The sequence below is a fragment of the Pantoea dispersa genome (genome assembly GCF_035783935.1).
Lineage (GTDB): Bacteria > Pseudomonadota > Gammaproteobacteria > Enterobacterales > Enterobacteriaceae > Pantoea > Pantoea dispersa_C.
Window position 1 is genome coordinate 122999 of sequence record NZ_JALKOV010000008.1, and the last position, 21530, is coordinate 144528.

Below are 21530 nucleotides of genomic sequence, written 5' to 3' on the forward strand. Positions count from 1 at the left end.
CGCCCGTCCCCCGCTCCTGCTGCTATGCTTGAGGGTAAAACCCCACGCATAAGAGCAGGAGCCCTTCATGAAAACCGTTCGTTTAGGCCAGACCGATCTGCAGGTTTCACGTCTCTGTTTAGGCTGTATGACCTATGGCGATCCGCTGCGCGGTAATCACGCCTGGACGCTGCCGGAAGAGAGCAGCCGACCGCTGATTAAGCAGGCGCTGGACGCGGGCATCAACTTCTTCGACACCGCTAACAGCTACTCCGACGGCAGCAGTGAGGAGATCCTCGGTCGCGCGCTCAAAGATTATGCGCAGCGCGATCGGGTGGTGGTGGCGACCAAAGTCTACTTTCCGCTGAGCAACCTGTCGCAGGGGCTGTCACGCAACAATATTTTGCAGTCGATTGATGACAGCCTGACGCGGCTCGGCATGGACTATGTCGATCTGCTGCAGATTCACCGCTGGGATTACGCCACGCCGATCGAAGAGACGCTGGAAGCGCTCGATCAGGTAGTGCGGTCAGGCAAAGCGCGTTACATCGGCGCTTCCTCGATGCATGCCACACAGTTTGCGCAGGCGCTGCAGTTACAGCAGCAGAATGGCTGGGCGCGTTTTGTCAGCATGCAGGATCAGTACAACCTGATTCAGCGCGAAGAAGAGAAGGAGATGCATCCGCTGTGTCAGCGCGAAGGTATCGCGGTGCTGCCGTGGAGTCCGCTGGCGCGCGGTAAGCTGACGCGGCCGTGGGGAGAAACCACCGCGCGTTCGGTGTCCGATAACGTGATGGAAAAACTCTATACCGGCACCGAGGAGAACGACGCGGCGATTGCGGAACGGCTGGCAACGGTGGCCGCAGACAAAGGCGTGACGCGCGCACAGGTGGCGCTGGCGTGGCTGCTGCACAAACCGGCCGTCACCGCACCGATTATCGGCGCCTCGCGCGAACAACAGTTTGCCGAACTGGTGAAAGCCGTCGACGTGGAGCTGAGTTCAACTGATATTGCCGAGCTGGAAACAGTGTATCAGCCGCATCCGGTGGTAGGATTCGAATAACTGTTTAACCAGGTCGCCTTCAGGGCGACCTGATGTCACTGGGTGGGCATTAAAGCACCAGCCCCAGCCCATACAAAATCGCCGCTGAAATCACCCCGGCGATAATGTCATCGACCATAATGCCCATGCCACCGTGCACGTTACGGTCGAACCAGCGGATTGGCCACGGCTTCCACATGTCAAAAATGCGGAAAATCACAAAACCGGCCAGCACCCATTGCCAGCTCATCGCCGGTATCGCCATCAGCGTAATCCACATGCCGATGAACTCATCCCACACGATACTGCCGTGGTCATGCACGCCCATGTCACGCGCGGTGCGGTGACACAGATAAACGCCGACGCTAATGCCAATCAGCACCAGCAGCGAATAGATCTGCAGCGGCAGCTGCGTCATCAGCCACCAGAAAGGAATCGCCGCGATCGAACCGGCGGTGCCCGGCATAATCGGGCTCAGGCCGCTGCCAAAGCCGGTCGCCAGCAGGTGCCACGGGTTGGCCATGCGCAGGCGGCTTTTGGCCACATCTTTATTTAGCGTCAAAATGATCAAATCCCTTGTGATGGAAACTGCGCGGCTTGCCGTGCTCCAGCAGCGTCAGCCCTTCTGACTCCGGCGCAATCTGGCCGATGCAGGTATACGCCACGCCAAAATGGCCCAGCGCCACGTCCAGCGCACCGCGATTGACCTCCGGTACCGTGAAGCACAGCTCATAATCTTCACCGCCGCTCAGCGCCCAGCGCAGCACCTGCTCAGGCTCGAAGTGGTCACGCAGCGCCGCCGACAGCGGCAGCGCATCCAGATTGATGCGGGCACCGACGCGGCTGGCGGTCAGAATGTGGCCGAGATCGGAGATCAGCCCATCGGACAGATCGATGGCCGACGTCGCCAGATTACGCAGCGCCTGACCCTGCAGCACGCGCGGCATCGGGCGCAGATGGCGCTTAATCAGCACTTCGTGCACGGCCGGATCGTTGAGGCGATGGTGATGTTGCAGCAGCGACAGGCCGGCAGCGCTGTCGCCCAGCGTGCCAGTGACGAAAATCCAGTCACCCGGTTTGGCTCCGGAACGCTTCAGCGCACGGCCCGCCGGCACTAGGCCGTGAATGCCCAGCGTCAGGCTGAGCGGCCCGCGCGTGGTATCGCCGCCAATCAGCTGCATATCGTAGTAATCCAGCAGCTCAAACAGGCTGTCGCTGAACGCCGCCAGCCAGGGTTCATCCACCTCAGGCAACGTCAAAGCCAGCGTTAACCATGCCGGATCGGCGCCCATGGCAGCCAGGTCGCTCAGGTTAACCGCCAGCGCTTTGTAGCCGAGATCGGCCGGATGGATATCACGTAAGAAATGCACGCCCGCCACCAGCGTATCGGTGCTAATGGCCAGCGTCTGTTTTTCCGGCACGTTAAGTAACGCGCAGTCGTCACCAATTCCCTTCTCCACATCGCGGCGGGAGCTGGTGACGCGGTTAAAATAACGTGCAATCAGTTCGAATTCACCACAGGACATAAATCAGGTCTCAATGAAAAAAGGCCGGTGAGCCGGCCTTTTGCACTTATTTTCTGTTCGGTCGAATTTGCGGAGCGGCTTTATCCAGCACGCCGTTAACAAATTTGTGGCTGTCTTCAGCACCAAACACTTTAGCCAGTTCGATACCTTCGTTGATCGCCACTTTGTACGGCACATCGTCACGCTTGCTCAGTTCATAGAGCGAAATGCGCAGGATGGCTTTTTCTACCTGGCCCAGCTCTTCCAGCTGGCGCGACAGGTAAGGCTTCATCAGGCCGTCCAGGAACGCGCTGTTGGTCGCCACACCGGCCAGCAGTTCGCGGAAATAGCTAATATCGACGTCTTTGACGTCTTGTTCCGCCAGAAACTGGTATTCCACATCGGCAATGTCGTTGTTGGACAACTGCCAGGAGTAAAGCGCCTGGACAGCGCACTCACGGGCGCGACGACGAGCAGCAGGTTTCACAAAATTCCCCTTACAAAAATCAGGCTTTGATGGCTTTCAATACGTTAATCATTTCTAGTGCGGTCAGGGCCGCTTCGGCGCCTTTGTTACCCGCTTTGGTGCCGGCGCGTTCAATCGCCTGCTCGATGTTCTCGGTGGTCAGGACGCCGAAAGTCACCGGAATCTCGCTGTTCATCGCCACGTGAGCAATGCCGGAGCTGGCTTCACCCGCCACGTATTCGAAGTGCGCGGTACCGCCACGGATCACCGTGCCCAGTGCAACGATCGCGTCGTGCTTGCCGGTTTTCGCCAGGGCGCGTGCCGCCAGCGGCAGCTCGTAAGCGCCCGGTACCCAGACCACGGTGATGTTTTCCGCTTTGACCTGGCCAATACGCTTCAGCGCGTCAACCGCACCGTCCAGCAGGCTGTCATTGATGAAATTGTTAAAACGCGCAATAACGATGGCAATGTTGGCATCAGGCGTGGCAACAGCAGCTTCGATAACTTTCATACATATCCTTTGGGTGTTTGTTTTATGGCCCCGCAGAAGGGGGCGGATTCTATCATACTCTTCGGCAACGCGCTCAGGCTTTTCCGTGCATGCTCAGCGTGGTGTCAGGGTCAGCCGTAAATCCTCGCCAACCTGACGCACGTCGCTAAAATTCAGTGCAGGCGCATCGGCCAGCGTTTCCAGTCCCGGCAGCGCACACAGGCCGCGCGCGGCATTACCCAGCAGTTTCGGCGCCAGATAAACAATCAGTTCATCCACCAGCCCGGCCTGCAGCAGCGCACCGGCCAGACCGGCACCGGCCTCGACCCACACGCTGTTGATTTGACGCTGACCGAGCAGCATCATCATCGCCACCAGATCCAGCTGCTCACCGCGCGGCGGCACTTCAATCTGGCTCACGCCCGGTGGCCAGCGTTGTGCATCAGCCTCGGTGCGCATCAGCCAGGTTTCGCCGGGCTGGGCGATCAAACGATGCTGTGGCGTCACGCGCTGCTGGCTGTCAATCACCACCCGCACCGGCTGACGCAGCTGGCTCTCATCCAGCTGCTGGCGCACCGTCTCACTCAGTTCATCCCAGCGCACCGTCAGCGACGGGTTGTCCGCCAGCACGGTGGCGCTGGTGGTAAGGATAGCTGAACTGTGGGCACGTAAACGTTGCACATCGCGCCTTGCCGCTGCCGAAGTGATCCACTGGCTTTCGCCGCTGGCCATGGCGGTACGACCATCCAGCGAGGCGCCAAGTTTGAGCTGAATCCACGGAAAACCGGTGCGCATGCGTTTGAGAAAACCGCGATTCAGTGCTTCCGCGTCGTTGATCATCAGGCCGTGACTCACGTCGATGCCGGCCTGCTGTAAACGATACAAGCCGCGCCCGGCCACCTGCGGATTGGGATCCTGCATCGCCGCGACCACCCGGCTGACGCCGGCGGCAATCAGCGCATCGCAGCACGGCGGCGTACGACCGTGATGGCTGCAGGGTTCCAGCGTGACATACGCGGTCGCACCGCGTGCGTGGTCGCCCGCCATGCGCAGCGCGTGCACTTCCGCGTGCGGTTCACCGGCGCGCTGATGCCAGCCTTCGCCCACGATCGCGCCGTCGCGCACGATAACGCAGCCGACGTTAGGATTTGGGGTGGTGGTATATTGTCCGCGCCGCGCCAGTTCCAGCGCGCGCGCCATGTAATGCGCATCGGTCATGGATTAATCCTGTAAGCGGGCGATCTCTTCGCCAAAATCACGAATATCTTCAAAACTGCGGTACACCGATGCGAAGCGAATATAGGCAACTTTATCCAGCTTCTTCAGCTCTTCCATCACCAGATTACCGATCAGCTTGCTGGGAATTTCACGCTCGCCGGTGGCGCGCAGCTGAGTTTTGATGTGATTGACCGCGTTGTCGACGGCATCCGCGCTCACTGGCCGTTTCTCCAGCGCCTTCATCATGCCGCTGGCCAGCTTATCTTCGTTAAAGGGTTCGCGCACGTCGTTGCTTTTCACCACGCGCGGCATTACCAGCTCGGCCACTTCAAAGGTGGTAAAACGCTCATGGCACACCAGACACTGGCGGCGACGACGCACCGAGGAGCCCTCACTAACCAGACGTGAATCAATCACTTTGGTGTCCACAGCGGAGCAGAATGGGCAATGCATGACGTTTCCTGTCGCGAGAATTGGGGGCAGATAGTGTAGCGCGTTCCCGGTTGCAACAAAATACAGGGCGCAGAATCGCCACCTGGCTCACAGCGACGCCTGCCGTTTACAGCAAACCGTAAAAAGTTACTAAGCTTAGAGAGCCAATCCGGCTTAATGACAGGAGGATGTATGGGTTTGTTCAATTTCGTCAAAGAAGCGGGTGAAAAACTGTGGGATGCGGTGTCAGGCGGCGATGACCAGAGCAAAAAGCTGCAGGAGCACATCAATCAACTCGGCCTGCCCGACAGCGACAAAGTGAAAGTCGATGTGCAGGGCGATACCGTGAAGGTCAGCGGGGATGGCATCTCGCAGGAGCTGAAAGAGAAGATTTTGGTGGCGGCCGGTAACGTGGCGGGCATTACCAAAGTAGAAGATAACGTGACCACTAGCGACAGTGCTGCGCAGGCCGAATTCTACACGGTGAAAAAAGGCGATACCCTGAGCGCCATTTCGAAACAGGTGTACGGTACGCCGAATGAATACAACAAGATCTTTGAAGCGAACAAGCCAATGCTGACGCATCCTGATAAGATCTATCCCGGCCAGGTTTTACGTATCCCTAAATAACCGGAAGGACATTGCATGACGTTCAGGATGATTTGGGTACCGGCAGCGCTCGCTGCGCTGGTGCTCAGTGGTTGCAGCTCCACCCCCGCTTCACCTCAGGTCAAAGCGCTGCATCAGGAAGTGAGCCAGCTCAACCAGCAGATGCGCAAACTGACCAGTCAGGCCAGCGCGCTGGAGATTCAGGGCCAGCTCAACAGCCAGTCGACGCAGGGTGCATGGTTACTCCCGCAGGCGAATACGCCGGTAGAGCTGCAAACGCAGCTGGGTAAACTGCGCCTGTCGCTGTCGCACGTTGAGGGGGAAGCCAGCGGCAGCCGTGCTAACCTGAATATCCGTTCAACCGATGATAAGCCGGTGCCGGCGCTCAGCGCCCGCGTGGTATGGGGGGCGCTGGATCCCGCCAGTGGCAAGCCACTGAACGCCGACAGTCTGAGCCAGACCATCACGGTGCCTGCCAGCCTGATGCCGCGCAGTTCGGTCAGCGTGCCGCTGCGCCTCAGCGGGCTGGCACCGGGCCAGCCCGGCTACGTGCGCGTGCACGATGTGCAGGCGGTGCCGGACCCCAGCGGTGCGGCCGTTTCAGGCCAGTAATTCTGGCGTCAGGCATAAAAAAACGGGCTGCACTCAGGCAGCCCGTTTCATTTCTCCGGCACAATTACGGCAGAATCGAAGGCTGATCGGCGCCCTCTTTCTCCACTTTCTGCACCAGCATGTGTTCACGCTTCATGCCCAGCTTCAGCGCCAGCGCGGACGACACGTAGATCGACGAAATGGTACCGATGGTGACACCGATCAGCATGGTCAGCGAGAAGCCTTTCAGCAGCGCGCCACCAAAGATGAACAGGATCAGGATCATCGCCAGCGTGGTGATCGAGGTAATCAGCGTACGGCTCAGCGTCTGGGTCAGCGACACGTTAGTGATATCGTAAGAAGAACCGCGACGGATTTTGCGGAAGTTCTCACGAATACGGTCGGACACCACGATCTTATCGTTGAGCGAGTAACCAATCACCGACATCAGCGACGCCACGATCGTCAGATCGATCTCGATGTGGAACAGCGACAGGATGCCGCAGGTGATGATCACGTCGTGCGCCAGTGCCAGCACGGTGCCAAGCGCCAGACGCCACTCAAAGCGGAAGCCGATGTAGATCAGAATCGCAATCAGCGCCGACAGCAGCGCCATCGCGCCGGCCTGCGCCAGATCGCTGCCCACGCTCGGGCCCACGAACTCAATCCGCTTCACGGTCGCGTTCTGCTGCGTCGTCTGGTTGATCGAAGCGACCACTTTGTTGCCCAGCTCCTGGCCCGCATTGCCGGTGGTCGGTGGCATACGCACCATCACATCACGGCTGCTGCCAAAGTTCTGTACCAGCGGCTCCTCAAAGCCTGCCTTCACCAGCCCGTCACGCAGCGCATCCAGATCCGCCGGCTTCTCAAGGTTGATCTCAATCACCGTACCACCGGTGAAATCGAGGCCCCAGTTAAAGCCGCGCACGCCGATAATGGCGATGGACGCCACAATCAGCAGGCCGGAGATGATAAAGGCCAGCGTGTCCCAGCGCATAAAGTCGACGACTTTACGCCCATGGTTCAGCTGTTCAATACTATATTCCTGTGCCACAACGCACTCCTCAGATAGACAGCTTATTGATGCGTTTGCCGCCGTACACCAGGTTAACGATGGCACGGGTGCCGACGATAGCGGTGAACATGGAGGTCGCGATACCGATAGCCGTGGTAATCGCAAACCCTTTGATCGAGCCGGTACCGACCGCATAAAGAATGATAACTTTAATCAGCGTGGTGACGTTGGCGTCGACGATACTGGAGAAGGCGCCTTTATAGCCTTCATGAATCGCCTGCTGTACCGAGCGTCCGTTACGCAGTTCTTCTTTAATACGTTCGTTAATCAACACGTTAGCATCCACCGCCACCGCCAGTGTCAGCACGATACCGGCAATGCCCGGCATGGTGAGCGTCGCGCCCGGTAACAGTGACATGATGCCGACAATCAGCACCAGGTTGCACAGCAGTGCGCTGGTGGCGATCAGACCAAACTTCTTGTAGAACACCACCATAAAGATGATGGAGGCGATCAGACCCCACAGACAGGCTTCGAGACCCTGCGTGATGTTCTGCTGACCCATGGTTGGACCGATGGTCCGCTCTTCCACAATCTGGATAGGCGCAATCAGCGCACCGGCACGCAGCAGCAGCGACAGCTGACGCGCTTCGTTCGGGTTGCTGATACCGGTGATACGGAAGCTGTTACCCAGGCGCGACTGAATGTTCGCCACGTTAATCACTTCTTCCTGCTTCACCAGGATCGCACGACCGTTGGCATCTTTCTTACCGCTGTCCTTGTACTCTACAAACAGGGTCGCCATCGGCTTGCCGATGTTGTCCTTGGTAAAGTTGGACATGATGTTACCGCCCGCGCCGTCCAGCGAAATATTCACCTGCGGCTGGTTGTACTCATCCATGCTCGACGTCGAGTCGGTGATGTGGTCACCGGTGAGAATCACGCGCTTGTACAGCACCACTGGCTGACCTTCACGCGTCTTTTTCACTTCCGAGTCACCCGGCACGCGGCCGCTGGCGGCAGCGCTCGGATCCACCGAGGTGTTGACCAGGCGGAACTCCAGCGTCGCAGTCGCGCCCAGAATCTCTTTGGCACGCGCGGTATCCTGAATACCCGGCAGCTCAACCACGATGCGGTCAGCACCCTGACGCTGCACCAGTGGCTCAGCCACGCCCAGCTGGTTCACACGGTTACGCAGGATATTGATGTTCTGCTGCACCGCATATTCGCGCGCTTCGCTCAGACGGGCATCGGTCATCACCGCACGCAGCGCATCGCTGCCGGTGCTGGTGATCACCAGATCGCGATGGCGTGGCGTCAGATAGCTGATGGCTGCATCGCGGCTGGCGCCGTCACGGAAGCGTATTTCGGTGCCGTAGTTAGCGATTTTGCTAACGTTGGTGTAAGGGATATTTTTTTCGCGCAGATCGCTGCGCAGGCCGTCAGCATTCTGCTCCTGCAGCTTGCCGAGGGCAGTATCCATGTCGACTTCCATCAGGAAGTGCACGCCGCCGCGCAGATCGAGGCCGAGTTTCATCGGTTCTGCGGCCAGCATGGTCAGCCAGCGCGGTGTGGCAGGGGCCAGGTTCAGGGCCACAACGTAATCTTCGCCCAGCGCATTGGTGATGGCTTCACGTGCGCGCAGCTGAATATCCGTGTTAGCGAAACGGGCCAGAATGGCACCATTTTCCAGCGCGAGGGATTTGCTCTGGATATTGTCTTGTTTTAATACGGTCTGGATCTGATCCAACGTTTGCTCACTGGCGGCGCCACCGCGCGCACCAGTGATCTGAACGGCCGGATCCTCACCATAAAGGTTAGGAAGCGCATACAGCAGGCCGACGAGAATCACGACGACCAGCATGATGTACTTCCACAAAGGATAACGGTTTAACACGGCAGTTCCCTTCGGGAAGAATAAATTACAGCGCCTTCATTGTACCTTTCGGCAGAACGGCGGCCACGAAATCACGTTTAATCACTACTTCAGTGGTGTCGTTCAGGGCGATAGCGATGTAGCCAGTTTCAGCCACTTTCGTCACGCGGCCGACCAGGCCACCGTTGGTCAGCACTTCATCACCTTTAGAGATGGAATCCATCAGCTTTTTGTGATCTTTAGAGCGCTTCTGCTGTGGACGCAGGATCATGAAGTAGAAAATCAGACCAAAAACCACCAGCATGATCACCAGAGAATACGGACTTCCCTGAGACGGAGCGCCCGCTGCGGCCACGGCGTCAGAAATGAAAAAGCTCATTAAATTTCCCTCATTGATAGAATTATCAGACGTTTAACGGTGGAACCGCTTTACCCGTCCGTTGGTAGAACTCGCTAACAAAGTGCTCTAATTTACCCTCTTCGATGGCCTGGCGTAAACCCGCCATCAGACGCTGGTAATAGCGCAGATTGTGGATGGTGTTCAGACGTGCGCCCAGTATTTCGTTACAGCGATCAAGATGATGCAAGTAGGCGCGCGTATAATTGCGACAGGTGTAACAATCACACTCCGCATCCAGCGGTGCGGTGTCATCTTTGTATTTCGCATTACGGATTTTCACCACGCCGTCAGTGACGAACAGATGGCCGTTGCGCGCGTTACGCGTTGGCATGACGCAGTCAAACATATCGATACCGCGGCGAACGCCTTCCACCAGATCTTCCGGTTTGCCGACGCCCATCAAATAACGCGGTTTGTCTTGCGGAATTTGCGGACAGACGTGTTCCAGGATGCGGTGCATGTCCTCTTTCGGTTCACCCACCGCCAGGCCGCCCACAGCGTACCCATCAAAGCCAATCTCTACCAGACCTTTAACCGAGACATCACGTAAATCTTCGTAAACCCCGCCCTGGATAATGCCAAACAGCGAATTTTTGTTACCGAGCGCGTCAAAGCGGTCGCGGCTGCGCTGCGCCCAGCGTAGTGACATCTCCATCGAGCGTTTAGCGTAATCCCAGTCCGCCGGATACGGCGTACATTCGTCGAAGATCATCACAATATCGGAGCCGAGATCGTACTGAATTTCCATCGATTTTTCCGGATCGAGGAAAATCGGATCGCCGTTGATCGGGTTGCGGAAATGCACGCCGGCTTCGGTGATCTTGCGGATATCGCCAAGGCTGAACACCTGGAAGCCGCCGGAGTCAGTCAGGATCGGTCCCTGCCAGTGCATGAAGTCGTGCAGATCGCCGTGCAGCTTCATGATCTCCTGCCCCGGACGCAGCCACAGGTGGAAAGTGTTACCCAGCAGGATCTGCGCGCCGGTCTCTTTCACTTCTTCCGGCGTCATGCCTTTGACCGTGCCGTAGGTACCGACCGGCATGAACGCCGGGGTTTCCACAACGCCGCGATCAAAGACCAGACGGCCACGGCGCGCGCGCCCGTCGGTGGTATCTAATTCAAATTTCACATTAACCTCATTCGATAATCAGAGAAACAGTCTGATTACTCAGCCACCAACCACTTCGTCGGGAGCCTGTGGATTACGGGTGATGTACATGGCATCCCCGTAGCTAAAGAAACGGTACTGCTCCGCCACCGCGCTCTGATAAGCCGCCATGGTGTGTTGATAACCGGCAAACGCCGAGACCAGCATAATCAGCGTCGATTCCGGCAGGTGGAAGTTGGTGATCAGCGCATCGATCACCTGATAGTGATAGCCCGGATAGATAAAGATCTGCGTGTCATCGAAAAACGGCGCGATCAGTCCATCCTGACAGGCCTGCGCTGCGCTCTCCAGCGAACGCACCGAGGTGGTGCCCACCGCCACCACTTTGTTGCCGCGCGCTTTGCACGCCAGCACCGCATCCACCACGTCCTGCGGCACTTCGGCATACTCCGAGTGCATGATGTGATCGTTGATGTTCTCAACACGCACCGGCTGGAAAGTGCCGGCGCCGACGTGCAGCGTGACAAACGCCATTTCCACGCCTTTCGCCTTCAGCGCCGCCAGCAGCGGCTCGTCGAAGTGCAGACCGGCGGTCGGTGCGGCTACTGCACCGGGGCGCGCGCTGTAGACCGTCTGGTACAGCTCGCGGTCGGCTTCTTCATCCGGACGATCGATGTACGGCGGCAGCGGCATATGGCCGACGCTGTTGAGGATATCCAGCACGGCGCGATCGTCCGCAAACTCGATTTCGAACAGCGCATCGTGGCGCGCCACCATGGTGGCTTTGACGCTTTCGTCGTCGCCCAGCAGTAATTCAGTGCCCGGCTTCGGTGCTTTGGAGGCGCGCACGTGCGCCAGCACGCGTTTGTCATCCAGCATGCGCTCAACCAGCACCTCAATTTTGCCGCCGCTGGCTTTACGGCCATAGACGCGCGCCGGAATCACCCGGGTATTATTGAACACCAGCAGGTCGCCCGGATTGAGCTTATCCAGCACATCAGTAAACACGCCATGGTTCAGCGCCCCGCTCGGGCCATCCAGCGACAGCAGGCGACAACCGCTGCGCTGCGCCTGCGGATAGTGGGCGATCAAAGATTCCGGTAATTCAAAGGCAAAATCGGCTACACGCATGCATCACTTCTTCAGAACTCAAAAAACAGGCGGCATAGTTTAGCGGAAAAGTGGGCAATTCTGAACAACTGGCTGCGCCGTGGTGATTCTGCCTATAATGCGCCATGAACTTTCTTGCTCACCTTCATCTCGCAACCCTGGCTGACAGCTCACTGCTGGGGAATCTGCTGGCCGACTTCGTGCGCGGCAACGTTGAGACGCAGTGGCCGCAGCCGGTGGTGGCCGGTATTGCCCTGCACCGCCGCATTGATGTGCTGACCGACAACCTGCCGGAAGTGCGCAGCGCGCGTCAGCTATTCCGCGCCGAAACGCGCCGCGTCGCGCCAATCACCCTCGACGTGATCTGGGACCACTTCCTTGCGCGCCACTGGGATCAGCTGCACCCGGCGCAGTCGCTGTCCGCCTTTAGCGCCGCCGCCGAACGCACCATTGTGCCGCAGCTGCCCGGCACGCCAACCGATTTTATCGAGCTGAACGCGGTCATGTGGCGCGAACGCTGGTTTGAACACTACGCTGAGCCGGCGCGGCTGGCGCGCGTGCTGAGTGGCATGGCGCATCGCCGGCCACGGCTGGCGGCGCTGCGCGACTCTTATCAGGACTTCGTCGACAACTACGCGCAGCTCGAACCGCTGTTTTTCCAGTTCTATCCCCGTCTGATGGCCAGCGCGCGCGCGCAACAGCTGTAATCCTTTTCCAGACCTGTCTCCTGGACAGGTCGCCTCCTCTCTCTCTACCCTGCGGCGCTTTACATCACGTCAACCCCAGGAAACGTTATGCAACAACAGATTGCTCACTGGCTCGCACAAGCGGGCCTTCACTACACGCCAATCCTTGCGCTGCTGGCAGTGCTGGCGATCATCATCATCATCTCACTGCTCACTCACGTACTGCTGCACCGCGCGCTGCTCCCCCTGCTGCGACGCCAGGCCGAAAAAAGCAGCCGCCAGTGGCCTAAGGCGCTGTTCCATAATCGCCTGTTCAGCCGCAGCGTCTGGCTCATGCAGGGCCTGTTATTCAAACTGCAGACCGAACTGTTCCTGCACGACAGCAGCCAGTTCTACCTCGTGCTGGTGATTTTTGCGCAGCTGTGGATGATGATCTTTGCGCTGCTGATGTTCTTCTCGCTGCTGGATATGCTGCAGCAGCTCAGCGCCAACAGCCAGCTGGCACAGCAACTGCCGCTGCGCGGTATTTTCCAGAGCCTGAAGCTGATTGCCGCGATCCTGATGGTAATCATGGTCATCTCGCTGCTGTTGGGGAAATCGCCCGGCGTGCTGATCACCGGACTGGGCGCCATGACGGCCGTCCTGATGCTGGTATTCAAAGATCCGATTCTCGGCCTGGTAGCCGGTATACAGCTTTCGGCCAACAACATGCTGAAAATGAACGACTGGCTGGAGATGCCCAAATACGGTGCCGATGGCGCCGTGATTGATATTTCGCTCACCACCGTGAAAGTGCGCAACTGGGATAACACCATTGTCACCATTCCGGCCTATGCGCTGATCTCCGACTCGTTTAAGAACTGGCGCGGCATGTCTGAGTCCGGCGGACGCCGTGTCAAGCGCAGCCTTCATATTGATACCAGCAGCATCCACTTTCTGGATGCGCAGCAGCTGGAGCAGCTCAATAAAGCGCATCTGTTAGCGCCGTATCTCGCTGTGAAAACCCGTGAGGTGGCGTCATGGAATGCTCAGCTCGATTGCGATCTGAGTTCGCCCCTGAACGGTCGTCGTCTGACCAACCTCGGGACCTTCCGCGCCTGGCTGCAGAACTGGCTGGAGCAGCATCCTTTTATTCATCAGGACATGACGCTGATGGTGCGCCAGCTGTCGCCAGGCGAGCATGGGCTGCCGCTGGAAATTTACGTGTTCACCAACACCACGGTGTGGCAGGAATATGAGAATATTCAGGCCGATATCTTTGATCATGTTTACGCCGTTCTGCCTGCCTTTGGCCTGCGCGTGCACCAGTCTCCTACCGGTTATGATATGCGCCAGATCGGTGCGCCGGCGCGCGCCTGACGCTGCTAAGCGCGCCTGCCGTGCGGATTGTCCGCATTTAGCACCAACCGCACGGTCCACCCTTGCCAGCCGCAGCCATCTGCGGCTTAATGAAGCCTTTCTTAACTTTTGTTAAGCCGATCACATCGTCGTAGCGCCTTATCCGGCGTTATTTGCCACGTCGATTGCCAGTGAATGATAAGAGGGAAAAATGTCATCAGCTACGCTAACCGAATTAGAAGCCCGTTATCACTATGCCTGTGAAGTGGCAAAAGCTGCCGCCAGCCGCGCGCTGGCGTGGTATCAGCAGCGCCACCAGCTGGTGGTAGAGCACAAGAAGGATTTGCAGGACGTAGTCAGCGAGGCAGATCGCAACGTAGAGCAGCTGGTCAAACATCTGATTCACGAGCGTTTCCCCGACGATGCGGTGCTGGGTGAAGAGAGCGGCGGTGAGGTCAGCGGCGCGCGCTTTATCTGGGTCATCGATCCGATCGACGGCACCAGCAGTTTCCTTAACGGCCTGCACAACTGGTGCGTGTCGCTGGCGGTGGTCTGTGACAATGAACCGGTGATTGGCGTGGTCAGCGATCCTAACCACCATGAAACCTTTCATGCCTGCCGCAGCAAAGGCGCCTGGGTGAATGACAAGCGCATTCAGGCACACAGCGCGCAGCGGCTCGATCAGGGGCTGCTCGGGCTCAGCAGTTCCAACAGCCAGCCGATTGAACCGCTGGTCACCTTCATCAGCCAGCTGCTGGCGCAGGGCGGCATGTTTATCCGCAACGGTTCCGGCGCGCTGATGAGCGCCTGGGCGGCGGCTGGCCGGTTGATTGGCTATTACGAAGCGCACATGAATCCGTGGGATGGCCTGCCCGGCATTGTGCTGATGCGCGAAGCGGGCGGCGTGACCAACGATTATCTCAGCCACCACGGCCTGCAACAGGGCAATCCGGTGCTGCTGGCCAATGCGGTGCTCTATCCGCAGCTTAAAGCGCTGCTGCCGGCACAGCAGACGCTATGACACGTCTGCTGCTGTCGCTGCTGATGCTGCTGGCGCTCACCGCGCAGGCCCAGCCGCGCTATCAGCTGGAAAAAGTGGTAGAGATCAGCCGTCACGGCGTACGTCCTCCCACCGCAGGTAACCGCGCGGAAATCGAAGCCGCCACGCTGCGCGCCTGGCCGCGCTGGCGCAGTGCCGATGGCGACCTCACCGCACACGGTTATGCGGCGGTCGTGAATAAAGGTCGCTGGCAGGCGGAACACTATCGTCAGCTCGGCCTGCTGCACGCCGGCTGTTCCGCTGCCGGGCAAATCTACGTGCGCGCCAGCCCGCTGCAGCGTACCCGTGCTACGGCGCAGGCGCTGATGCAGGGCGCCTTTCCCGGCTGCGATGTGGTGATTCATCACGTCGCGGGTGCGGTCGATCCGCTGTTTCAAAGCGAAAAACTGCCGTTCGGCCACACCGATGCCGCCACCGAGCGGGCAGCGGTCGCGGCGCGCGCCGGCGATCTCGCCGCACTGCAGCAGCGTTTGCAGCCCGCGGTGCAGCAGCTCAGGCAGGCAGTGTGCGCGGCAGATTGCCCGTTCTTTGATCGTCCCTGGCAGCTGAAGCAGAACAAAAGCGGCCATACCTACGTGCAGGGACTCAGCGTGCTGGCCAGCATGGTGGAAACCTTACGGCTCGGCTGGAGTGAGAATCTGCCGTTCAGCCAGCTGGCGTGGGGCAATATCACGCATGCGCAGCAAATCACGGCGCTGCTGCCGCTGCTGACCGCCAACTACGATCTCAGTAACGATGTGCCGTACATCGCGCAAAAACGTGCGTCGATTCTGCTGGATGCGGTGATCAACGGCCTGCAGGACGATGCGGCAACGCCGCCTGCCCGCTGGCTGCTGCTGGTGGCTCACGACACCAATATCGCCATGTTACGCACGCTGATCGGCTTTAGCTGGCAGCTGCCCGGTTATGCGCGCGGTAATATTCCGCCCGGCAGCAGCCTGGTGTTTGAACGCTGGCGCGATAACCAGACGCAAACGCTGCTGCTGCGCGTCTATTTTCAGGCGCAAAGTCTCGATGCCCTGCGCCAGTTGACGCCGATTGATGAGCAACATCCGCTGCTGCGCCAGGAGTGGCATCAGCAAAACTGTCGCCAGACCGCGGTGGGCACGCTGTGTCCTTATCAATCCGTGCTCGATCGCTGGCGCGCAGCCCTTGATCAGCGCGCCATAATCCCCGTGCACTATCCCTGACGCCAGCCGCCGGGTTAAGCCAGACAGATTACGCTGGCTTATTCCTGCCGCCAGATTGCAGTAATAAATTGCACGCTGATGCGAGTGGTTATCTGAGACTATTCTTTTTTTTGCCTTAAACGCGTTAACACCGAAAAAAGTGCGATATGCTGCCCGGGTCAATCATCCCTTAGTAATACCTTAGTAAAACCTTTCTCTATTTTTAGTTTTTTTCGGCGCCAGGATGCGCCGAGCTATTTTTACCCGCAGTAATACACCTTTAAATTAACGCTGAATCACTGGGATCCTGTTATGTCTGCACCTGTCTCGCTGCGCTATCGTCCGGATATCGATGGTCTGCGCGCTGTCGCCATTATATTGGTTGTGCTGTTCCACTGCGGCGTCAGCGCCGTGCCGGGCGGCTTTATTGGCGTCGATATTTTTTTCGTTATTTCCGGCTTTTTAATTGGCGGTATTATCAGTAAAGAAATTACCGCCGGCACCTTCTCGTTTTATCAGTTTTATTTACGCCGCATCCGGCGTATTGCGCCCGCCCTCTTTTTCATGCTGATGGTGTTGCTGCTGCTCGGTTATCTGCTGTTATCACCGCTGGAATTAAGCCAGCTGGCTAAATACAGCATGGCAGTGTTTCTCTCGGTGCCCAATATGCTGCTCCTCAAGAGCGGTGACTATTTCAGTGCCGATGCCGATCTGAATCCGCTGCTGATGACCTGGTCACTGGGCATTGAAGAGCAGTTCTATATCGTGCTGCCGTTTATTCTGCTGCTGGCGGTGCGACTGCGGCGCGCAATGACGGGCGTGGTGCTGGTGCTGAGCCTGCTGTCGCTGCTCGCCTGCCTGTGGCTGACGCCAGTCGCCAGCACTCAGGCGTTTTACCTGCTGCCAACCCGCGCCTGGGAACTGGGGGCCGGCGTGCTGCTGGCGCTGTGGCAACTGCGGCCGATCACCGGCCGGCTGGCCAGCGTCTGTCATCTTGCTGGCTGGCTGCTGATCATCAGCGCCACGCTGTTACTCAGCCATAGCGATCGCTTTCCCGGCTGGCTGGCTTTGCTGCCGGTGCTGGCGGCCTGTCTGATGATTGGTGCGCGCAGTACGCTCAATCAGTGGCTGCTGGAAAATGCGCCGATGCGCTTTATCGGCAAAGTTTCTTACTCGTGGTATCTGTGGCACTGGCCGCTGCTCAGCCTGGCGCGCATCTGCAGCGATCGGCCGCTTAGCGTCTGGCAGGCGTTGAGCATCAGCGCCGTTGCGCTGGTCATCGCCTGGCTCTCCTGGCGCTACGTCGAACAGCCATTCCGTCAGGCGCGCAGCGGTACGCGCTGGCTGATCCCGGGCTACTGCGCCTCGTCGCTGCTGGCGGCCGGTGCCATGGTGCTGCTGTGGCAGAGCGGTGGCCTGAAATCGCGCGTCAGTGAAGCAGTGATGCTGGGCGACGCATGGAAAGTCGCCGCCCAGCGCGATCCCTGCCTGCTGGATTACGGTGCCACCCGGCCCGCACGGCATGCGCAGTGCCAGCCACAGAGCGACACGCCGGCGATAGCGCTGATTGGCGACAGCCATGCCGCCGCGCTGGCGGCTAACGTCGCCGATTACGCCCGCCGGCAGCAGAAACCGCTGTTTCAGCTGACCAAAGCCTCCTGCCCTTTCCTGCTTGACGCGACGCGCGTGATGCCGCAGAAACCGCAGCATGCGCAGCAGTGCCTCGATTTTAATCAGCAGGTGCTGCCGATTGTCCTGAGCGATCGCATCGACGAAGTGGTGATCAGCGCGTTCTGGGCCGCCGGCCTCAGCGAGCAGCCGGGTACGGGCTTCCGCAGCCTGAACGATCCGACGCAGGACAATTTGCAGGCGCTGAAAACCGGTCTGGATGCCGTGGTGGCGCAGTTGCTGGCGGCGGGGAAAACCATCACCCTGATTGACGACGTGCCGACCATCACGCTCGATCCGCTGCGCTACAGCCATAACCGCAATATGCCGCTGCGCCGCACGCTGAACAGCTGGCTCAGCGCGCAGGATGCTGAACAGCTGGCGGCGGAACGCACGCAGCAGTTGCAGATGCCGCACGTCGCGGTAGCCGCGTTATTGCAGGATTATCAGCAAAACGGCGTGCGCGTGATGTCACTGCAGGAGAAGTTGTGTAATGCGCAGGGCTGTCTGGTTACTCATCAGGGCATGCCGCTTTATTACGACAACAATCACCTGAATCCGTACGGCGGGGAGATGGCGCTGGGGAAAAACTGGTAATGCACAGCGGGCGAAGCCGGTCTTCGCCCGCTGTCATGTTGCTTAGGCTTTACGTTTCTTCGCCAGCGGCCACGCCAGCAGCAGCAGCGCAATCCACGCAAAACCGACGTACAGCGAGATGCGCGTATCCGGGAAATAGCCAATCAGCGCGATGATAAAGGCGAGGAACAGCACGCCGACCCACGCGGTAGCGCTGCCGCCCGGCAGGGCAAACTGCAGCTTACCGGCCTGCTCTTTGCCGATTTTGTGGCGGAACGCGATCTGCGACAGCAGAATCATAATCCACACCCACACGGTGGCGAACGTGGCCAGCGAGGCAATCACCAGGAACACTTTTTCCGGCATCAGATAGTTGAGGTACACCGCCGCCAGCATGGCGAGCATCATCACCAGCACCGTGACCCACGGAATGCCGCGATCGGACACCTTCTGGAACATCTTCGGCGCATGGCCCTGCTGCGCCATGCCGTGCAGCATGCGACCGACGCCAAACACATCGCTGTTAATCGCCGACAGCGAGGCAGTCAGCACCACAAAGTTCAGAATCGAGGCGGCGGCGGCGATACCGAGGTGCTGGAAAGTCAGCACGAACGGGCTGCCAGCGGTGCCGACCTGGTTCCACGGGTAAATCGACATGATCACAAACAGCGTGCCGACGTAGAACACCAGAATGCGCAGCGGCACAGAGTTGATGGCGCGCGGGATCGATTTCGCCGGGTCTTTGGCTTCACCGGCGGTGATACCGATAATCTCAATACCGCCGTAGGCAAACATCACCATCTGCAGCGACAGCAGCATGCCGACGATACCGTGGGCAAAGAAGCCGCCGTTGGTCCACAGGTTGTGGATGCCGGTTGGCTGGCCGCCATTGCCGATGCCCCAGAAAATCATACCGAAACCGGCCAGGATCATGATGATGATGGTGGCGACTTTGAAGAAGGAGAACCAGAACTCCACTTCGCCAAACACCTTCACGCTCATCAGGTTGATGGCGCCGATGATCAACACCACCGACAGCACCCAGATCCAGTGCGGCACGTCCGGGAACCACACGCCCATGTAGATACCAAAAGCCGTGACGTCGGCAATCGCCACAATCAGGATTTCAAAGCAGTACGTCCAGCCGGTGATATAGCCCGCCAGCGGCCCAAGATAATCCTGCGCGTAGCGTGAGAACGAACTGGCCTGCGGATTGTTCACCGACATCTCGCCCAGCGCGCGCATGATGATGTACGCCACGGCGCCGCCGATGATATAGGCCAGCAGTACGCTGGGGCCTGCCATTTTGATGGCATCCGCTGAACCGTAAAACAGCCCGGTGCCAATCGCCGATCCCAGCGCCATAAAACGGATGTGGCGCGTGCTCAGTCCGCGTTTGAGCTTATTGGTTTCTTGCATAACAAACAGTACCTGTGGAAATGAAAAAACCACGGGCAAGCCCGTGGTCGGAATTAACAGCGATGTCGCTTACTGGTGAACGGCAACCTGCTCACGCCCTTTCACCCGGTCAACCACCGCAGCAATCACCAGCATCGCCAGCGACGGCGGCAGCCAGGAGAGTCCCTGATCGGCCAGCGGCAGATGCTGGCTAAACAGCGGCAGCGCATCTTTGAAGCTGGTGGTTTTGATGGCATCAACAATACCAAACAGCAGGCTGATCAGCATGGTTGGCGCAATGATGCGCGTGCTGCGATTCCACCAGCTCAGGGTAAAGCTCAGTACCACCAGCACGATGCACGGCGGATAAATCGCCGTCAGCACCGGAATCGAAATCTGAATCAGGTGGCTAAGACCGAGGTTCGACACCAGCATGGCGAACAGGCCGAGAATAAACACCAGCGCTTTATACGACAACGGCAGGTATTGCGCAAAGAATTCTGCGCAGGCGCAGGTCAGGCCGACCGCCGTCACCATACAGGCGACAAAAATCAGTGCCGCGAGGAAGACGCTGCCCATGCCGCCGAAGGTCTGCTGCACGTAAGCGTGCAGAATCGCCGCGCCGTTGGCGTTCTGATCGACAATCGCGCCGCTGCCGGAGCCCAGCTTGAACAGGCTGAGGTACACCAGCGTCAGGCCAACACCGGCGATCACGCCAGCCAGCATGGTATAGCGGGTCAGCAGTTTGCTGTCCTCAACGCCGCGTGAACGCGCCGCATTGACGATAACGATACCGAACACCAGCGCGCCCAGCGTATCCATGGTCAGATAGCCGTTCACGAAACCGCTGGAGAAGGCCGCACGCTGGTAGTCCGCGGTGGCCGGCGAAATGCCGCCTGCCGGCCACAGCAGCGCAGCCACGCCCAGAATGGTCAGCGCGACAATTTTCAGCGGTGCAAGGAAATGGCCGACGGTGTCCAGCAGCTTGCCCGGATAGAGCGAAATGCCAATCACCAGCGCGAAGTACACCAGGCTATAGATGAACAGCGGCAGCGGGCCGTCGCCGGTCAGGGGCGCAATCCCGACTTCAAAAGAAACGGTGGCGGTGCGCGGCGTCGCAAACAGCGGGCCGACGGCGAGATAGCACACGGTGGCGAGCAGCAGACCGGCCGCTTTACCAATCGGTGAGCTGAGCGCGTCAATACCGCCGCCGACGCGCGCCAGCGCGATCACGGTCATCACCGGCAAACCAACCGCGGTGATCAGGAAGCCGAAGGCGGCAATCCAGACATGTTCACCAGACTGAATACCGACCATAGGCGGGAAAATGATGTTTCCTGCGCCAACGAACAGGGCAAAGGTCATGAAGCCCAGCGCCAGGATATCCCTGGAGGTTAAACGATGTGTCATAAACTTCTGTACTGCCTGTAGCTGATGTTGCGGTGGAAGTTGGGTTTGTGTTGTCCCCTGAATGCGCGAAAACAATGGCTTAACTGGCAAGACCAGTGCGTTATGCGGGCCGAATCGGTACAGCGCAGGTGATTTAAACTGCTTTTCTTCTGTTCACAGAGGGATGAATTGACAACGGCGCAAATTAAAACGTTTATAGCGAAGAAAGGCAATACGGGATCGGAAAACCAGAAGGATATAACAGGAAAACGTCAGAATGCAGTGGATAAGCAGGAAATAGTCGGAAAACACCTGAGATGATTTGCTTAAAGTTTCCGCAAAGCGGGCGTTCTCCTTGCACAAAGTGCCAGACAAATGCACAAAAGGCGCGATTTACGCGCCTGT

General features: G+C 58.6%; 21 protein-coding genes. 8 read left to right on the forward strand and 13 right to left on the reverse strand.

Annotated features, from left to right (window positions below):
* The first annotated feature begins 67 nt into the window (after positions 1-67).
* Positions 68-1042, forward strand: a complete 975-nt coding sequence (locus MXF20_RS16195; protein WP_325970293.1) for an aldo/keto reductase — start codon at positions 68-70, stop codon at positions 1040-1042.
* A 49-nt stretch (positions 1043-1091) separates the two neighbouring features.
* Here the strand turns inward: MXF20_RS16195 and pgpA are convergent, their stop codons facing one another.
* The 6 genes from pgpA to nrdR all read right to left on the reverse strand — a co-directional run bounded on the left by pgpA (position 1092) and on the right by nrdR (position 5153).
* Complete coding sequence (pgpA, locus tag MXF20_RS16200) at positions 1092-1583, reverse strand: phosphatidylglycerophosphatase A (protein ID WP_325970294.1); 492 nt, start codon at positions 1581-1583, stop codon at positions 1092-1094.
* Entirely contained in the window at positions 1570-2547 is a 978-nt protein-coding gene (thiL, locus tag MXF20_RS16205; RefSeq protein ID WP_325970295.1) for a thiamine-phosphate kinase, read from the reverse strand. Before thiL ends, pgpA begins: the two co-directional genes overlap by 14 nt.
* 46 nt (positions 2548-2593) lie before the next feature.
* A complete protein-coding gene (gene nusB / locus MXF20_RS16210) occupies positions 2594-3013 on the reverse strand; it encodes a transcription antitermination factor NusB (protein WP_325970296.1) in 420 nt (139 codons plus the stop codon).
* A gap of 19 nt (positions 3014-3032) precedes the next feature.
* Positions 3033-3503 carry a 6,7-dimethyl-8-ribityllumazine synthase gene (gene ribE, locus MXF20_RS16215; RefSeq protein WP_021507162.1) on the reverse strand — a complete coding sequence of 157 codons (471 nt, stop codon included), beginning with the start codon at positions 3501-3503 and terminating at the stop codon, positions 3033-3035.
* Positions 3504-3596: 93 nt separating this feature from the next.
* Positions 3597-4700 carry a bifunctional diaminohydroxyphosphoribosylaminopyrimidine deaminase/5-amino-6-(5-phosphoribosylamino)uracil reductase RibD gene (gene ribD / locus MXF20_RS16220; RefSeq protein ID WP_325970297.1) on the reverse strand — a complete coding sequence of 368 codons (1104 nt, stop codon included), beginning with the start codon at positions 4698-4700 and terminating at the stop codon, positions 3597-3599.
* A 3-nt stretch (positions 4701-4703) separates the two neighbouring features.
* The gene (gene nrdR, locus MXF20_RS16225; protein WP_031279647.1) at positions 4704-5153 is read right to left on the reverse strand and encodes a transcriptional regulator NrdR; all 450 of its coding nucleotides are present in this window, start codon (positions 5151-5153) and stop codon (positions 4704-4706) included.
* A 171-nt stretch (positions 5154-5324) separates the two neighbouring features.
* Between nrdR and lysM the strand changes: the two genes are divergently transcribed.
* Both lysM and MXF20_RS16235 read left to right on the forward strand, forming a co-directional pair.
* The gene (lysM, locus tag MXF20_RS16230; protein WP_058769381.1) at positions 5325-5762 is read left to right on the forward strand and encodes a peptidoglycan-binding protein LysM; all 438 of its coding nucleotides are present in this window, start codon (positions 5325-5327) and stop codon (positions 5760-5762) included.
* Between the two features lie 15 nt (positions 5763-5777).
* A complete protein-coding gene (locus tag MXF20_RS16235) occupies positions 5778-6353 on the forward strand; it encodes a DUF3251 domain-containing protein (protein WP_325970298.1) in 576 nt (191 codons plus the stop codon).
* 64 nt (positions 6354-6417) lie between these two features.
* Here MXF20_RS16235 and secF read toward each other — a convergent pair whose 3' ends face one another.
* Genes secF through queA form a run of 5 tightly spaced genes read right to left on the reverse strand, consistent with a single transcriptional unit; the run spans position 6418 to position 11862 of the window.
* Entirely contained in the window at positions 6418-7386 is a 969-nt protein-coding gene (secF, locus tag MXF20_RS16240; RefSeq protein WP_058769379.1) for a protein translocase subunit SecF, read from the reverse strand.
* Positions 7387-7396: 10 nt separating this feature from the next.
* The gene (gene secD / locus MXF20_RS16245) at positions 7397-9244 is read right to left on the reverse strand and encodes a protein translocase subunit SecD (protein ID WP_325970299.1); all 1848 of its coding nucleotides are present in this window, start codon (positions 9242-9244) and stop codon (positions 7397-7399) included.
* A gap of 25 nt (positions 9245-9269) precedes the next feature.
* The gene (gene yajC, locus MXF20_RS16250) at positions 9270-9602 is read right to left on the reverse strand and encodes a preprotein translocase subunit YajC (RefSeq protein WP_128600108.1); all 333 of its coding nucleotides are present in this window, start codon (positions 9600-9602) and stop codon (positions 9270-9272) included.
* Positions 9603-9627: 25 nt separating this feature from the next.
* Positions 9628-10752 carry a tRNA guanosine(34) transglycosylase Tgt gene (gene tgt, locus MXF20_RS16255; protein WP_325970300.1) on the reverse strand — a complete coding sequence of 375 codons (1125 nt, stop codon included), beginning with the start codon at positions 10750-10752 and terminating at the stop codon, positions 9628-9630.
* A gap of 39 nt (positions 10753-10791) precedes the next feature.
* Positions 10792-11862, reverse strand: a complete 1071-nt coding sequence (gene queA, locus MXF20_RS16260) for a tRNA preQ1(34) S-adenosylmethionine ribosyltransferase-isomerase QueA (RefSeq protein ID WP_325970301.1) — start codon at positions 11860-11862, stop codon at positions 10792-10794.
* 104 nt (positions 11863-11966) lie between these two features.
* Between queA and MXF20_RS16265 the strand changes: the two genes are divergently transcribed.
* The 5 genes from MXF20_RS16265 to MXF20_RS16285 all read left to right on the forward strand — a co-directional run bounded on the left by MXF20_RS16265 (position 11967) and on the right by MXF20_RS16285 (position 18359).
* Positions 11967-12548 (forward strand): ACP phosphodiesterase, encoded by a 582-nt coding sequence (locus MXF20_RS16265; protein ID WP_325970302.1) that lies wholly within the window; start codon positions 11967-11969, stop codon positions 12546-12548.
* Positions 12549-12635: 87 nt separating this feature from the next.
* The gene (locus MXF20_RS16270; RefSeq protein WP_325970303.1) at positions 12636-13886 is read left to right on the forward strand and encodes a mechanosensitive ion channel family protein; all 1251 of its coding nucleotides are present in this window, start codon (positions 12636-12638) and stop codon (positions 13884-13886) included.
* 190 nt (positions 13887-14076) lie between these two features.
* Positions 14077-14886 (forward strand): inositol monophosphatase, encoded by an 810-nt coding sequence (locus MXF20_RS16275; protein ID WP_325970304.1) that lies wholly within the window; start codon positions 14077-14079, stop codon positions 14884-14886.
* Entirely contained in the window at positions 14883-16115 is a 1233-nt protein-coding gene (locus MXF20_RS16280) for a histidine-type phosphatase (protein WP_325970305.1), read from the forward strand. Before MXF20_RS16275 ends, MXF20_RS16280 begins: the two co-directional genes overlap by 4 nt.
* A gap of 291 nt (positions 16116-16406) precedes the next feature.
* Complete coding sequence (locus tag MXF20_RS16285; protein WP_325970306.1) at positions 16407-18359, forward strand: acyltransferase family protein; 1953 nt, start codon at positions 16407-16409, stop codon at positions 18357-18359.
* Positions 18360-18401: 42 nt separating this feature from the next.
* On the opposite strand, the gene proY is transcribed toward MXF20_RS16285, so the two are convergent.
* Entirely contained in the window at positions 18402-19757 is a 1356-nt protein-coding gene (gene proY, locus MXF20_RS16290; RefSeq protein ID WP_325970307.1) for a proline-specific permease ProY, read from the reverse strand.
* A 69-nt stretch (positions 19758-19826) separates the two neighbouring features.
* Complete coding sequence (gene brnQ / locus MXF20_RS16295; protein ID WP_021507147.1) at positions 19827-21146, reverse strand: branched-chain amino acid transporter carrier protein BrnQ; 1320 nt, start codon at positions 21144-21146, stop codon at positions 19827-19829.
* Positions 21147-21530: the final 384 nt, after the last annotated feature.

Coding starts and splice junctions, on each gene's coding strand:
- MXF20_RS16270 (WP_325970303.1), top strand. CDS start 12,636: ATGCAACAACAGATTGCTCACTGGCTCGCACAAGCGGGCCTTCACTAC.
- MXF20_RS16285 (WP_325970306.1), top strand. CDS start 16,407: ATGTCTGCACCTGTCTCGCTGCGCTATCGTCCGGATATCGATGGTCTG.
- MXF20_RS16265 (WP_325970302.1), top strand. CDS start 11,967: ATGAACTTTCTTGCTCACCTTCATCTCGCAACCCTGGCTGACAGCTCA.
- MXF20_RS16235 (WP_325970298.1), top strand. CDS start 5,778: ATGACGTTCAGGATGATTTGGGTACCGGCAGCGCTCGCTGCGCTGGTG.
- nrdR (WP_031279647.1), bottom strand. CDS start 5,153: ATGCATTGCCCATTCTGCTCCGCTGTGGACACCAAAGTGATTGATTCA.
- MXF20_RS16280 (WP_325970305.1), top strand. CDS start 14,883: ATGACACGTCTGCTGCTGTCGCTGCTGATGCTGCTGGCGCTCACCGCG.
- proY (WP_325970307.1), bottom strand. CDS start 19,757: ATGCAAGAAACCAATAAGCTCAAACGCGGACTGAGCACGCGCCACATC.
- lysM (WP_058769381.1), top strand. CDS start 5,325: ATGGGTTTGTTCAATTTCGTCAAAGAAGCGGGTGAAAAACTGTGGGAT.
- yajC (WP_128600108.1), bottom strand. CDS start 9,602: ATGAGCTTTTTCATTTCTGACGCCGTGGCCGCAGCGGGCGCTCCGTCT.
- thiL (WP_325970295.1), bottom strand. CDS start 2,547: ATGTCCTGTGGTGAATTCGAACTGATTGCACGTTATTTTAACCGCGTC.
- ribE (WP_021507162.1), bottom strand. CDS start 3,503: ATGAAAGTTATCGAAGCTGCTGTTGCCACGCCTGATGCCAACATTGCC.
- queA (WP_325970301.1), bottom strand. CDS start 11,862: ATGCGTGTAGCCGATTTTGCCTTTGAATTACCGGAATCTTTGATCGCC.
- MXF20_RS16275 (WP_325970304.1), top strand. CDS start 14,077: ATGTCATCAGCTACGCTAACCGAATTAGAAGCCCGTTATCACTATGCC.
- brnQ (WP_021507147.1), bottom strand. CDS start 21,146: ATGACACATCGTTTAACCTCCAGGGATATCCTGGCGCTGGGCTTCATG.
- MXF20_RS16195 (WP_325970293.1), top strand. CDS start 68: ATGAAAACCGTTCGTTTAGGCCAGACCGATCTGCAGGTTTCACGTCTC.
- ribD (WP_325970297.1), bottom strand. CDS start 4,700: ATGACCGATGCGCATTACATGGCGCGCGCGCTGGAACTGGCGCGGCGC.